This is a genomic window from Zhenhengia yiwuensis, from assembly GCF_014384995.1.
Taxonomy (GTDB): Bacteria; Bacillota; Clostridia; order Lachnospirales; family Cellulosilyticaceae; genus Zhenhengia; species Zhenhengia yiwuensis.
This window is the reverse complement of sequence record NZ_JACRSY010000001.1, coordinates 45,863-60,204: the sequence shown is the minus strand read 5'-3', so window position 1 is coordinate 60,204 and position 14,342 is coordinate 45,863. Positions and strand designations below refer to the sequence as shown.

Annotated in this window: 11 protein-coding genes; all 11 read right to left on the bottom strand. The window is 35.0% G+C overall.

Going from position 1 to position 14,342, the window contains the following annotated elements; translation table 11 throughout:
* Positions 1–112: 112 nt before the first annotated feature.
* The gene (locus H8718_RS00245) at positions 113–1,042 is read right to left on the bottom strand and encodes a DnaJ domain-containing protein (protein ID WP_249331089.1); all 930 of its coding nucleotides are present in this window, start codon (positions 1,040–1,042) and stop codon (positions 113–115) included.
* A 143-nt stretch (positions 1,043–1,185) separates the two neighbouring features.
* Complete coding sequence (locus tag H8718_RS00240; RefSeq protein WP_177671281.1) at positions 1,186–1,386, bottom strand: cold-shock protein; 201 nt, start codon at positions 1,384–1,386, stop codon at positions 1,186–1,188.
* Positions 1,387–1,570: 184 nt separating this feature from the next.
* Positions 1,571–1,771, bottom strand: a complete 201-nt coding sequence (locus tag H8718_RS00235; protein ID WP_177671282.1) for a hypothetical protein — start codon at positions 1,769–1,771, stop codon at positions 1,571–1,573.
* A 297-nt stretch (positions 1,772–2,068) separates the two neighbouring features.
* Positions 2,069–3,499 carry an arylsulfatase gene (locus H8718_RS00230; protein ID WP_249331088.1) on the bottom strand — a complete coding sequence of 477 codons (1,431 nt, stop codon included), beginning with the start codon at positions 3,497–3,499 and terminating at the stop codon, positions 2,069–2,071.
* A gap of 34 nt (positions 3,500–3,533) precedes the next feature.
* A complete protein-coding gene (locus H8718_RS00225; protein ID WP_177671284.1) occupies positions 3,534–5,711 on the bottom strand; it encodes an ABC transporter ATP-binding protein in 2,178 nt (725 codons plus the stop codon).
* 28 nt (positions 5,712–5,739) lie between these two features.
* Positions 5,740–6,213, bottom strand: coding sequence for a DUF1854 domain-containing protein (locus H8718_RS00220; RefSeq protein WP_177671285.1), 474 nt, complete (start codon positions 6,211–6,213; stop codon positions 5,740–5,742).
* A gap of 4 nt (positions 6,214–6,217) precedes the next feature.
* Positions 6,218–8,458, bottom strand: a complete 2,241-nt coding sequence (locus tag H8718_RS00215) for an ABC transporter ATP-binding protein (RefSeq protein WP_249331087.1) — start codon at positions 8,456–8,458, stop codon at positions 6,218–6,220.
* 36 nt (positions 8,459–8,494) lie between these two features.
* Positions 8,495–9,916, bottom strand: a complete 1,422-nt coding sequence (locus tag H8718_RS00210) for an alpha-L-fucosidase (protein WP_177671286.1) — start codon at positions 9,914–9,916, stop codon at positions 8,495–8,497.
* Between the two features lie 26 nt (positions 9,917–9,942).
* Positions 9,943–12,264 (bottom strand): glycoside hydrolase family 95 protein, encoded by a 2,322-nt coding sequence (locus H8718_RS00205; protein ID WP_249331086.1) that lies wholly within the window; start codon positions 12,262–12,264, stop codon positions 9,943–9,945.
* Between the two features lie 134 nt (positions 12,265–12,398).
* Complete coding sequence (locus H8718_RS00200; RefSeq protein WP_177671288.1) at positions 12,399–13,445, bottom strand: carbohydrate ABC transporter permease; 1,047 nt, start codon at positions 13,443–13,445, stop codon at positions 12,399–12,401.
* Positions 13,435–14,337, bottom strand: a complete 903-nt coding sequence (locus H8718_RS00195) for a carbohydrate ABC transporter permease (protein WP_177671289.1) — start codon at positions 14,335–14,337, stop codon at positions 13,435–13,437. The genes H8718_RS00200 and H8718_RS00195 overlap by 11 nt, the downstream gene beginning before the upstream one ends.
* Positions 14,338–14,342 lie beyond the last annotated feature (5 nt).

The window sequence follows — 14,342 nt, the reverse complement described above, 5'->3', positions numbered from 1 at the left end:
TTACATACTTATTACAACGTATAAATTTTATCAAAGTTTTATCAAGCTGTAAAGTTTTCCTTAAATTTTAAAGAGGTGTACAGAATTTTTACTGCACACCTCTTTAAAATTTCTATCCATTTTCACGTAAATTTTTCAGGTACTCATAAGCTTCATTAATCTCAATAATCTTCTGATTAGCAAATTTAGCATAATCCTCTGGCATACTTTCTGCAGCCATCTTATCTGGATGATACTCTTTTACTAACTTTCTATAAGCTTTTTTAATCTCAGATAAACTAGCATTTTCATCCACACCAAGCACATCCGCATACTTCTTTGTAAGAGATTGCGTCCCCTGCGTATGGAAACCACTACTATTTGACTGATTATAACCATACTGACTATAGTTACTATAACCATAGCTATACTGCTCTTGTCTAAAGGAGGCTTTAATACTCTCATATTCATACCTACTAATACCTAGTTCAGCTAAAATACTACGTACTTGCTCATCTTCTGCTACTGAGATGCTTGTCCCATCCTGCATTGTAATTTTTACGAGTAAATAAGCTATAGCAACTAAAATATCTTTTCTGCTGTAATAGCTTGTAATCACATGCGTAAATTCCTTATATTGCTCAGGATGATCTTTACCATACTCAAATGCACCTGCATAGTCATTAAGTTCTTCATAAGATAAGCCAAAAGTTTTTACAACAAATTGTTTAACCACTTTAATTTCTTCTCGGCTAATACTACCATCTGATTTTGCGACAATAGCTGATAACGCCATAATAGATGCTACAACCGGATTTTTCCCTCTAAATGCTTCATGATACTTTAAATCTCCTACAAACTTAGGCATTTTTCTTGGTATAAAAGGCATAATAAAAACAATCCATGGGAAAAAGAATCCTAATATCCCCCAAAACAGAGGACTTCTTCCTTTAAAAGCAGCTATTCCTGCGATAACGAACGCAAGAATAATTGTAAAAATCATTGTTATTAAGGTAAATCCAATACTAAATATACTCTGAATAAGACCGAATAAATAACTCACTCTATTTCACCTCTTCTTCTGTAAGCCATCTCTAAATGTTCTCATTATTTGCCTATTTTATCACATTCATACCTATTCTACAATAAACATACTGTGAACACTAAAAAAAGGTAGAGCCTAAGCCCTACCTCTTATCATTATTATTATAATTTAACTACGTTTTCTGCTTGAGCGCCACGTGGTCCTTGAGTAATATCGAAGCTTACAGCTTGACCTTCTTCAAGAGTTTTGAAACCTTCACCTGTGATTGCTGAGAAATGTACGAATACATCGTCACCGTCTTCTCTAGCAATGAAACCAAAACCTTTTTCTGCGTTAAACCATTTAACTGTACCTTTGTTCATGATGGTACCTCCTAATAAAATTTCACAGTAAACTAAAAAATTCACATGTTATTACAGATTAGATAAGCACGAAATAAGCATTATATAATCTCTAACAACATGTGAAATTTATAAATACATATTAACTGCTTCTTTATTATATGATATTACATATATAAATGTCAAGCAGAACCTCTTTCTTATTTTAATCTTCTTTATATAAACCTTGTTCTAGAATTTTCTTAGCAATAATACCAATATTAACTTCCTTTGTATCCATATACACATCTATAACACGATCTGTAAGCGTTACTTCTACGCATTCAATATGCTTACCTTCTTCATCTATAAAATTAATAATATCATAAACAAGTATCTCATCTTTAAGCTGTTTTAATGTAATCATGTCAAATCTCCTTTATCTATGTTATACAATTTATTATATCAGATTTTTTTATTTCTTGTCAAAAAAACTATAGAACACTTGTTCGATTTATGCTATAATCTTTTTATAACATGAAATTTGAAGGAGAGTTTAGTCATGAGCGTATCGGGAAACATTCGTGAAGTATTACAACAAATAGAGTTATTAATTAAAATCTATGGAGATGCATCTTTAAGAGACATTGCCCAGTCTGTATCTCTTGTAAGAAATAAATAATATATTATAGAAGAAGCTACTATGAAAACATAGTAGCTTCTTCTATAATATAGTTCTTTCTTCACAACCTTTTTGAAGTTTACCTTCTTGCACATAACCTTCTGGTCTATCTTTTAAAGTTTTAATCATTTCTTCTCTAAATGCTGTAATATGTGTTTGATAATTTTCATCTACTATTAAGTTATGTAACTCATAGGGATCTTTTTCTAAATCAAAGAATTGTTCCTTGCCACTTTGTGTATACCAAATATATTTATACTGCTCACTTACAAGGTAATGATTCCCCATATGTCCACCAGAATGTTCTCCATGAAGCACTTTACGCCATTCTTTTTCTTTACAATTACGCACACTTTCTCCATCTACACTATCTGGAATAGGCGCATCTGCAAAGTCTAATAAAGTTGGCATAATATCACGAAGTTCTACCAACTTTTGTTCACGTCTGCCACCTGGTCCTACTAGGTGTTCTGGACCTGATAAGATAAACGGTACTTTAATACTACCTTGGTACGGTCTTGTTTTTCTGCACATATGATGATCACCCAAAAGCTCACCATGATCTGAAACGAATAAAATAACTGTATTATAGTAAACACCTTCTTCAATTAAGGCTTGAATAAGTCTACCAATTTGATGATCCATATGTGTAATACATGCATAGTAACCAATTTGTGCTTCCCTTACAAGTTCTGGATCTGCAATACCTTCTGAAGAATCAAATACTCTCCCCCATCTCTTATATGTTTCAGTATCAACCCAGTCTCCAATATGAGGTGGCTGAAGCTCTTTATGTCTGTAAAGGTCAAAGTAATAATTTGGTGCATCAAATGGCGGATGAGGTCTTACAAAAGACGTCATAAGAAAGAATGGTTTACTTCTATCTCTCCTTCTTAAGAAATCTAATGAACGGTTAACAACCCAGTTCGTTGGATGAGTTTGTTCCTCATACATCCATGGTCTTGCTACCCATGAATTGCATTCAAGTCCTGTATCTGTCACATCACAGCTAATGCCTTTTTCTTCTTTCAGCCAATAAAGATAATCATCTGCCACCTTTTGACTTTCATAGTAAGGTACATTAGCATAGCGATTATGATGTAAGTAACCATCATGAAGCTCAATATGATGAAAGCCTAGCAAATTACGAAGTGGGCTTACATGCATTTTCCCTACACATTGTGTATAGTAGCCAGCTTTACTAAGCTCGCCTGCTAATGTATGTTCATAATCCCATGCCACACCATCTCTATAGCCTACACGTTTATGATTTTCCTGTGCCATCCCCGTCATAAGTGCAGCTCTTGCCGGAATACATGTCGGACATGCTGAATAAGCATTTTCAAATAAGGTACCACGCATAGCTAAACTATCTAAATAGGGTGTTTTAACATCAGGATGTCCTGCTATTCCTAGACAGTCTCCCCTATGTTGGTCGTCTACAATGAGAACGATATTAGGTCTATTACTCATTTTATTTTCCCCTCTTTGTGTTTATTTGATTTCATTACTGTTTAATATGTGCAGTCTGTCTTTGTGCCATAACAAGGTTATAATATACAGACTCATTTTTCATAAGCTCTTCATGAGTACCTATTTCTTCAATAGTTCCTTTATTAAGTACAATTAAGCGATCTGCCTTCTTAAGTGTTGAAAGTCTATGGGCAATGGCAAAGGTTGTCTTACCTTCAATGACTCTATCTAATGCTTCTTGTATTTTCTTTTCAGTCTGTGTATCCAGTGCTGATGTCGCTTCATCCAGTATAAGAATTTTAGGGTGATGGAGCACAGCTCTTGCAATCGCCACTCTCTGCCTTTCACCTCCCGACAAAGTATAACCTCTCTCACCGATTACCGTATGATAAGCATCTGGTAATTTTACAATAAACTCATGGGCATTAGCAATTTTAGCAGCTTCTATAATTTCTTCAAAAGTTGCATTAGGCTTAGAATAAGCAATGTTATCTAAAATAGTACCTTCAAATAGGAACGTCTCCTGGAGCACAACCCCTATTTGACTTCTTAGAGATTTTTGAGAAAACTTTCTAATGTCAATGCCATCTATTTCAATACTTCCCTCTGTTACATCATAGAGTCTCATAAGTAAGTTGATAAGCGTAGACTTACCTTCTCCCGAAGCGCCTACAATTCCTATCATCTCCCCTGCCTTAATCTGACAACTCACATTCTTTAAAACAGGCTCATATACAGTGTAGCCAAAACCTACTTGATTAAAAGTTACATCCCCATGAATAGTATGCTCAACAGCTTGCTTATCTTCTACAAGCTCACTTTCCTGTTCAAGTAATTCAAAAACTTTCCCTCCACTAACCATAGTATCAGCTAGTACACGAGGCAATTGAATAGACCATCTAAGCGGTACATAAATCATAGATACATAAGTGGTGTACTGAATAAGTTCACCAATTTGCATCTGATTCTTCAAAATTAAATTTCCTGCAAACCAAAGAACTAGAAACTCACCAAGTGTAATAAGATAACCTAGGAATGGAAATGTCTTAGACCAAAAAGTTTCTGCACTAATCATAGCTTCGCTTACTTTATCTGCAGCTTTTGTATAACGTTCAACTTCTATCTCTTCGTTTCCATAAGCTTTAACAACACGAATACCACTTAAAATATCATGTAGCAAACTACTAGATTGCCCATGTTTACGCCACTGTTTCCAGTATTTAAGTTCAATGGTATTCTGAAGTTTAGAAACCATCCATAACACAGGTGGAAGTGGTAAAAGCACTAAAATAGCTAGACGATAATCTGTTACAAACAGAATAATACTTAATACAATTAAAGAAAATCCCCTAATAATAACGTCTCTTCCATACTCTGCAATAAAGTTTTGGATTTTCTCTGTATCTTGCCCCATTCTGTTCATCAGTTCACCTACTGTACGGTTAGATACATCTTTAAGCGATAAGGCTTGTATTTTTTCAAATACCATACCTCTTAGCTCTTTTGCTACTTTATTCGAAAGTTCATTGGTTAACCTCATAGTACATCTTTCTAAAATGGAAATCGTCATAAAGATACCAAGGTAAACGAATATAAGTTGCATAAGCCCTATAGGATCCTGGTTACGTGGTACAATATAACCATCAATAACAAGTCTTAATATATAAGGATTGATAATCCATAACAGTTCCACACATAGTGTGACTACAATAGAACCAACGAGTAACTTTTTATAAGGCTTACAAAGCTCCATCATCTTAATCAGTACTGTACTCTTTTTCTGACACCTGAAACAATGTGTACTTCCATTTAAAAGTGGATAACCACATTTTTCGCAAATGTACTCATCCTTTTTTTCATCATAGTCACTATGTACTTTATTTTGTGCATAGTAGTTAAGCATCTTAGCAAGTTCTGCATAACGTCTAAACCATTTAGGGGTAAAGGCACAAATCCTCGCGCCTTCCCCTTCATAAGTTACTTTAAGCGCACCACTTCCAATAAACTGCTCTACCTCATAGTCCTTTAATGCTTCTAAACTATATGTTTTATCTAACATATGCGCTTTAAAAAGGTGCAATTTAGTTTGGGTTACAACTAAGAACCCGTCTACTTGTTCCCCTTCAAAATCCAAATCGTAAGGAAGTGCATAAATGATGTCTTCCTCTAAAGACTTTTCAATTTCAGGGCTTAGATTAAACTTTAATTTCATTTTTATTTACCCTCCCCAAGCACTTCATCTATAAGAAAACATCTATTTTTTGTCTACTGTCCTTATCTAACTTTTGGATATTGCTCATACGGTACTTATTACCTTCTACATCTGTAATACTGAGAAGATTTTCCTTAATCAGCCTAATATTACTTACAAAGTCTGCAATACAGATTTCTTTCTCCCCACCTTTTGTGTCAAGGTTAATGTAAAGAAATCCCATTTTCTCTTTTACACTATTGATTTTTGTGATCTCTGGTATGTAGTATTTATAATTAAGATGTTTAATAACTTGATCATATTCTTTAGATTCAAGTTCACTTAAATCTTTAATAATACCAATTTCTTCTTGATTTTGTATCACTGCAATATAAGCCTCTTCCTGACTGTAGGGTAAAAGTCTCGTTAGTGTTACTTTATCATAAACTTTATCTTCTAAAGTTAATTTTAAAAAACCATTTTCTAGCGTTTCAAATTTGACTTTTGTGGCATCTATAAACATATTATCACCCTTCTTCTATAAACTTGATCGCTTCAGTCTGCAACTTATGCAGCTCGTAATACTTGCCTTGCTTTTCTATAAGCTCTTCATGAGTACCCATTTCAAAGAGTTCACCGTTTTCAATAACAGCTAGTTTATCTGCATCCCTTAAAGTAGATAAACGGTGGGCAATGGCAATAATTGTACGGCCTTCTTTTAAGTTCTCGATAGCTTCCTGAATTTTTCTTTCAGTCTGTGTATCCATAGCAGCCGTTGCTTCATCTAGAATAAGAATAGAAGGCTTCTGTAAAATCGCTCTTGCAATAGAAAGTCTCTGTTTCTCTCCACCAGATAAATTCACGCCACCAGAACCAATAATCGTATCATACCCTTCTGCATGCTTCATAATAAAGTCATGCGCATATGCTGCTTTAGCTGCAAAAATAACTTCCTCCATTGTTGCATCTGGTTTAGCATATTTAATGTTCTCTGCTATACTTCCTATAAATAAATAAGTTTCTTGAGATACAATACCTATATTTTTACGTAAACTTTCAAAAGAAAGTTGCTTAATCGGTACGCCATCTATTGTAATGGTACCTTCTGTTGTATCGTACAGTCTGGACATCAGGTGAATAAGTGTGGATTTCCCTGCTCCAGTCTTACCTACGATCCCAAACATCTGACCTTTTTCAATATTAAAAGAGATATGTTTTAATATTGGTCTACCCACTTCATATTCAAAGCTTACATTATCTAGTACAATATCCCCTTCTAGTACATCTCTTTGAATCGGCTCAGCTGCTTCCCTTAAAGAAGGAAAAGTGTCAAGTATTTCAAACATTCTAGAGGCAGCATCAATACATCTTGCCCATCTATCCCCCATATTAGCAAGGAAAGTAATAGAATTCTGAATCATACTTGTATAGGAAAAGAGTGCATATAGGCTTCCTAAAGTCAAATTGCCATAAAGAATAGAGAAGGCACCAATAGCTAGAACAGCTGTGTCAGAAGCTCTTGAAATCATACGTACATATGGAAACATATTAGCGGATCTTTCACCTAAATGAAGGCTCACGTCATAAAACTCTTGATTCTTAATAGTATATCTACCTATTTCCTGATCTTCTTTTGCAAAAGCTTTAACAACACGCTGCCCATTTAAAGAGTCACTAATCAGTGCATTCGTTGCCCTTACAGCATGATGCTTCCTTCTATGGAGCTTACGCTGTTTCTTTCTAAAACGTTTTAAGATGACTACTGTAATCATAACTCCTGTAAACATCACAATCGTAATCCATACATTAATAAAGAGCATAAGCCCAAGTAGTCCAATGATGGTTACAATACTTACGATAGCATAAGGTACTACATCTACAAAGAACCAATAAATATTAGTAGCATCTTGATCTACACGTGCCATAAGGGATCCTGTCTGTTTACTTGAAAAGAATCCTACTGGTAAAGTCTGTAGCTTTGAGAAAATCTCTACCTTAATATCTCTTGTAATCTTTGGTGTCATACGTGCAAGTACAATACCATAAATGGCTGACAGCACAATACCTATAAAACGTATCCCTGCAATTAATAATACAATAGCTGTTACTTTTCCATACCAACTACCACCCTTAGTAAGTACCTCATCATAAAGCAGCTGCGCACTAAAGTATGGTGTGATTAAATTAAAAAGGGTACTAGCTGTAATCATAGCCATAACAAAGATAAACTCTTTCTTATAGCGCATATACATACCTAAGAGGCGTTTAAATGTACTTCCTTTATCTAAACAGTTAGGGCATACCTTCCTTTCCCTATTTGGATATCTATTATGACACTTAGGACAAAATTCCTCTCTATTTTTAAGGTCTGTATCATCAATCGGCTCATTATTTTTGGTTTTTAGAAGACGGTCTTTAAACTGTTCAAATTGCTCACTTTTACCTAATGAGAAACGTGCAATCTCATATTCCCTATTCTCTTCCCTAACAATCAACCTTGCAGTATGAATTTGTCTATCTATATAGAGATCTTCTATATTCTTTATATCGATTTCTTCATAATCTACAACCTGAAAATAATCTTGTGCTACAGCATCGTAGCCCTGTAATATATACAGGGCTCCTTGATCAAATGTCATATGTACATCCACATAATGACCTTCCTTATTTAGATCCGCCTTCACACAATATAATAAATGTTCTACATCCACACCTCTTTCATGAAGTGCGTCACTTACACTGCTTGGCATACTATAAAAATAGTTCAAGTTCTGTTCCTCTTTTCTTACTCCCCAAAGCGCCCTCTATTGCACTGTATAAATACCGACAAATCTAAGCGTCGGAGAAACTCTAGATTCTAAAACTCTAATACAAATTTTTGAAGTTTTAACAGCTTCAAATTTACAAATCTTAGCACTACCTACAACTGTTCCTTCATAAATTACTTTTTCACCTTCTTCAGTCTCCGCTAAAATTTCAAACTTTTCAATTCTTTGACTAAGTGCTAAAGCTTCTTCTAAAACAATATGATTAATTTCATATACGTCGTCAAATGCAAAGCAGATTGTATCTGCTTCTGTACCATCTGGTGCTTTATAGTAATCTTCATTACGAGTTGTTACATGCTGTACCGGATACTCAGCCTGTGCATGTAGAGATGTAATATGTGCTTTTTCAGTAATACATTCTTTAAAAGTCTTTTTAAGATAACTTGAAAGTTCTTTAAGTCTTTGTACATCTGCTTCATGAATAAGCCCTCTTGTATCAACAGGTATATTTAAAAGTAGAGAGGCATTGCCACCTACAGAATTATAAAAAATTTCAATTAATTTTTCTAAAGGTTTGACATGATCATTTTCACTTTCATGATAAAACCAACCTGGTCTAATAGAAGTATCTACCTCTGCTGGATACCAGATTAAATCTTTTTCATCTTTTAAGACTTCACGGCTTCCAAGATCTTGATCCATTGGAGTAATTGGACGTTCTCTAAATTCTGTATTATCTTCTTGCTGACTATTTTCTGCTATAGTCTCCTGTTTACTTAAACGTCTAGGTACAACATTCCATTCTGCTTTACGGCAATGACCAGCTTCATTCCCACACCATCTTACATCTTCCCCACAGATTGCTGCAACAGCATCTGGTTGATGCTCTCGGATGACTTGATGATAAAGCTCCCAATCATACTCTTGTTTTTTACCATTTGGTCCTTCTCCACATGCACCATCAAACCATACACTAAAGATTTCCCCATATTGTGTAAGAAGCTCCGTTAATTGTTTTACAAAATACTCATTGTATTTTGGAGAATCACCATAGCAAGGTTCATGCATATCCCATGGTGAAAGGTATACACCAAATTTAAGACCATATTTTTTACAAGATGCTGCCATTTCACCTACAATATCACCATTTCCATCTTTGTATGGACTATTCTTTACACTATGTTCTGTATATTTACTTGGCCATAAGCAAAAACCATCATGGTGCTTACAAGTTAAAATAACAGCTTTCATCCCTGCTTCTTTTAATGTATGACACCATTGGTCTGTATCTAGTTCTGTAGGATTAAATCTTTGAGGATCTTCTTTACCTGTTCCCCATTCTGAATTGTAGAAAGTATTCATCCCAAAATGGATAAAGGCATAATACTTTAATTCATGCCATTTAAGCTGTCTTGGAGATGGTATAACTGAAACTAATCTTTCTGCTAAACTGTTCATCTTTCATATCCTCTTTTCTTTTAAATCTAAAGGTTAATAATAGTTGTTGTTCCTGCTTGACACTCTAATGTATGGAGTACACCATTTATCCTAAGTGTACAGCTTCCCTCTTTTAAACCACGTAAAGTCACCTGCACTACTTTATGATTTTGCCATTTAAAATCTAATGTATAGCCACCTCTGGCTTTTAATCCTTTCACCCTACCATGCGACCAATCTTTAGGTAATGCTGGTAGTAGTTCAATCACATCTGTATGACTCTGCATTAAAAGCTCACAAACACCCGATGTAAATCCAAAGTTTCCATCAATTTGGAATGGTGGATGTGCACATAATAGGTTTGCATAGGTTCCACCCCCCCCCATATTAATACCGTCCATACCAATATAAGTAAGCTGTTTCTTAATACAATCTAGTGCTCTTTCACCTTTTTTTAGTCTAGCCCACAGATTAATCTTCCAAGCTAGGCTCCAACCTGTACCTGCATCGCCTCTTCTTTCTAATGTCACTTCACAGGCTTTTGCTAACTCTGGTGTATGATCTGGTGTAATTTGATCTCCCGGATACAGACCATATAAATGTGAAACATGTCTATGATGCTGATCAGACTCTTCAAAATCCATAAGCCACTCTTGAAGCTGACCATGTTTGCCAATTAGATAAGGTGGCAGTTTTTCTTTTGCAACCTTTACCTCTTCTAAAAGCTCATCTCGTTCATTTAAAAGGGTACAGATTTTTTCATAAGTCTCAAATAACTCTTTTAAAATAGCTATATCCATTGTGGAAGCTATCGTGGCTGCATAAGTATGACCTTTAGCATCTTTAAAAGTATTTTCTGGTGAGGTAGACGGTATAGTCACATAATAGTCTTGGTAAGGTACTAAATAGCCTAGATAAAAACGAACTGCTTCTTTAATAATAGGAAAGGCTTCTTCTTTTAAAAAAGTCTCATCTTGATTAAAAACATAATGCTCCCATAAGTGTCTACATAACCATCCCGAACTCATTGGCCAGAAAGCATAACATACGGGTGGGCAGTTTTGCTCATAATGTCCTACAGGTGTAGCCATTCCCCAAGGATCTGTATTGTGATGGCTTACCCATCCATCAAGCCCATAAAGTTCTTTAGCAGCCTTTTGCCCCATCTTACTCAGCTTTTTAATGAGTTCAATAAGGGGAATATGGCACTCAGAAAGGTTAGTCGTTTCCGCCAGCCAGTAATTCATCTGTGTATTAATATTAAGCGTATAGTTACTGCTCCAAGGTGGTCTTACTTCACTATTCCAAATACCTTGCAGATTGGCAGCGAGCGTACCTGGCATAGATGAACTAATCATCAGATAACGTCCGTAATTAAAGAGTAATGTAATAAGTGCTGTATCTTTACATCCTTCTTCTTCAAATAAACGCAGTCTTTCATCTGTTGTCCTATCTGTTTTTGCTTCTCCAAGTTCAAGCTGCATGGCATTGAAATAATGCTGATAAGCTTCTATATGTCTTTCTCTAAGTGTTTCATAAGGCATATGAGAAATATTTTCTAACTGTTCTGCTACTACACTTGCAGGGTTATACCCTATTTCCTGCTCAAAATCACTTGTTGCAGTACTTATTAATACTATTTCATCTGCGTCTACAATATGTATTGTATCTTCTTCTATATGTACTAATCCTGTGGTCTGTACCCTAAGTCCCATAGCATAAGCTATTCCTTTGCCTTCCTTATATACCACTGGATCTTCGCAGTGATAATAGTTAGGTGCCACATAAATAGGTGCATGACCAGTTAATATTAAAGTATGTTGTTTCTCACCTTCTACTATACCCTTTAATGGAGGCTTAAGCTTTAACTTTAAGTTAAGCATCGTCTTAGATGCTTTAAGCTTTAAGACAAAGACTTTGTCTTCTATTGAGCAAAATGCCTCCTGCTCATAACTTATACCTTCCTCTATATAAGTTTCTTTATACAGCGATTGAGTTAAATCAAGCCCTCTACTGTATTCTTCTAGATCTTCCCCAAATCTTTCTTCTCTTCTTTCTAAAGTTAATGTTGCTAGTGGCAAGTAAGCCTCTGACCAGTCTCCTAGTATATTTTCTTGAAGACTTTTCTCAGCTGCTTTATAATCTTCCTCTAAAATAGCAGTTCTTATAGCGTTCCAATCTTTCTTATCTGAAGGGTTGCTTTTATTTCTGCCTTCTCCGGACCATAAAGTATCTAAATTAAAATCTATACGTGCTACATCTATTCCCCCGAATAACATGGCCCCTAGTTTGCCATTGCCTAAAGGCAATGCTTCATTCCATTTTGTAGCTGGTCTGTTGTAATATAAGTATCTACTCGCATGATTCATAAAATATCTTCCCTCTTATTTTTTATATAATATTAAAGACGAGGCACTCTAAAGTATCCATTCGAGGGGAATTAATAATCACGAACTGAATACAAAAGAATGACTCGCCTCCAACTTATTCATTCAATATGTTTTTAACCTACGATACCTGAACGCTCTAAGTTTTCTACTAACTTACGTTGAGCTAGGAAGTAAATAATTAAAAGCGGAATTAAGAAAATAAAGAGTGCCGCTTGTTTTGTTGCATCAAAAGTCATTTGATTAGTGAGGAAAATGTCAAAGTGCTTGAAGAGTGCATCATTAACTGCCTCACGTCTTGTTGGGTCAAACATACGTTGTAATATAACGCTTAAGTATGGTCCATCTGGATGGAAGTAGTTTGTATAGTATACATCTCCATAGTTCCATACAAATGAAAGAACTCCTACTGTCATAACTGGTGGCATAGCATTTGGTAACATAATTTTGAAATATGTACGGTAGAAACCACAACCATCAATTACAGCTGCTTCTTCAAATTCATTTGGCATTGTAATGAAAAACTGTCTGAAGATGAAAATGAAAAGTCCTTGTTTAAGACCAAATCCAAGGAATGCCATTAAGTAAAGTACATAAGGTTTATTAATAAGATCTATTGTTCCACCTGTAAACATTGTGATAAGACCTAAAACATCAAACTGTTTAAAGTGAAGGTATTGAGAAATAAGCAGTGCTTGTGGTGGCACAAGAATTGTTAATACAACTAATGCAAAGATAATATTACGTCCTCTAAAGTTAATACGTGCAATAGAGTAACCCGCCATGGCGCTCATAAAAATCTGAATAGCTGTAATACTTAAAGCATAAAGTACCGAAATCACTAAACTTCCAATACTTCCACCCATAGCAATCTTAAAGGCTGCCCTAAAACTTACTGTTGAGAATTCTTTAGGAATCCAAACAACGTCTGGATTTCCTAAATCACTCATTTCCCCAAATACTGTTGGGAAAAGTTTTAAAAGTGGGTATAAAATAATGAAGCAAAGTCCTACTACTAATGAGATGAAGAAGACTTTTTGAACAAGGCCCATCGCTTCTTTTTTGATACGATAACCTTCCCATGGTATTTTAGCCTTTTTAAATTTTTCAGGAATATATACATTATTGACTTGCATTTTATCTAGCTCTCTATTATTTGCCATAGTCTAACTTCACCACCTTTTTAAGGAACCAACTAATAAGCCCTAATAATACAACTGCATTTAAAATAAAGATTACAGAAAGGGCAGATCCTACCCCAATTTTACTCTTAAGGAACGCAAATTGATGGATTTCTTTTGTAATTGGTGACCTTAAGAATACATCGATTAAAGTGTAGATAGATGCAAAGAAGATAATATTTGCAATAGCTGGAATTGTTACTTTCCAGAATGTCTCATAACTTGTTGCCCCTTCAATCTTTGCTACCTCATACATAGATGGTGTAATAGATTGAAGACCTGCTAAAAGAATTAAAGTTTGTACACCAGACTGTGTAATTAATGTAAAGATATTATTGATGATATCTTTAATAAATACAATAGCTTCTGCTGGTAGGCCTGTGAATTTTAAAATTGATTCTGCAATAGATGCATCTGCAAAGGCTGAAGTTGTTGCTGCAGCTTGTCCCATCATACCTGTATCAAGCTGCATCATACTCATAACGATATCCAACCCCAGGATAATCGGTAAGAAGAAGATTACCCTTACCGCGCCACGCCCTGGGAATTTTGCATTAATAATAAGTGCTAAGAATAAACTGAAGATAACAATAAGTGGTACGTTAATAATCATTTGTTGATTTTCTTCAACCAAAAGTCTAAGTACCTGCTCATTAGCTGTTGTAACCTCTTTCTGGAATAAGTCTATATAGTTTTGAATACCTGAATATTCCAGGTTCATTCCTCCTTGTTCCCTAACACTTACTTCATTGAAAGAGTATACTACTGTATTCACTAAAGGAACTGCAAAGAACATAATAAAACCAATTAGCCAAGGCAAGATAAAAACAAACCCATGGAACTTTCTTTTTGTCTCGTATTTTAACTGTTTCATTTTAT

Coding starts and splice junctions, on each gene's coding strand:
- H8718_RS00235 (WP_177671282.1), bottom strand. CDS start 1,771: ATGATTACATTAAAACAGCTTAAAGATGAGATACTTGTTTATGATATT.
- H8718_RS00210 (WP_177671286.1), bottom strand. CDS start 9,916: ATGAACAGTTTAGCAGAAAGATTAGTTTCAGTTATACCATCTCCAAGA.
- H8718_RS00225 (WP_177671284.1), bottom strand. CDS start 5,711: ATGAAATTAAAGTTTAATCTAAGCCCTGAAATTGAAAAGTCTTTAGAG.
- H8718_RS00220 (WP_177671285.1), bottom strand. CDS start 6,213: ATGTTTATAGATGCCACAAAAGTCAAATTTGAAACGCTAGAAAATGGT.
- H8718_RS00200 (WP_177671288.1), bottom strand. CDS start 13,445: ATGGCAAATAATAGAGAGCTAGATAAAATGCAAGTCAATAATGTATAT.
- H8718_RS00195 (WP_177671289.1), bottom strand. CDS start 14,337: ATGAAACAGTTAAAATACGAGACAAAAAGAAAGTTCCATGGGTTTGTT.
- H8718_RS00205 (WP_249331086.1), bottom strand. CDS start 12,264: ATGAATCATGCGAGTAGATACTTATATTACAACAGACCAGCTACAAAA.
- H8718_RS00240 (WP_177671281.1), bottom strand. CDS start 1,386: ATGAACAAAGGTACAGTTAAATGGTTTAACGCAGAAAAAGGTTTTGGT.
- H8718_RS00230 (WP_249331088.1), bottom strand. CDS start 3,499: ATGAGTAATAGACCTAATATCGTTCTCATTGTAGACGACCAACATAGG.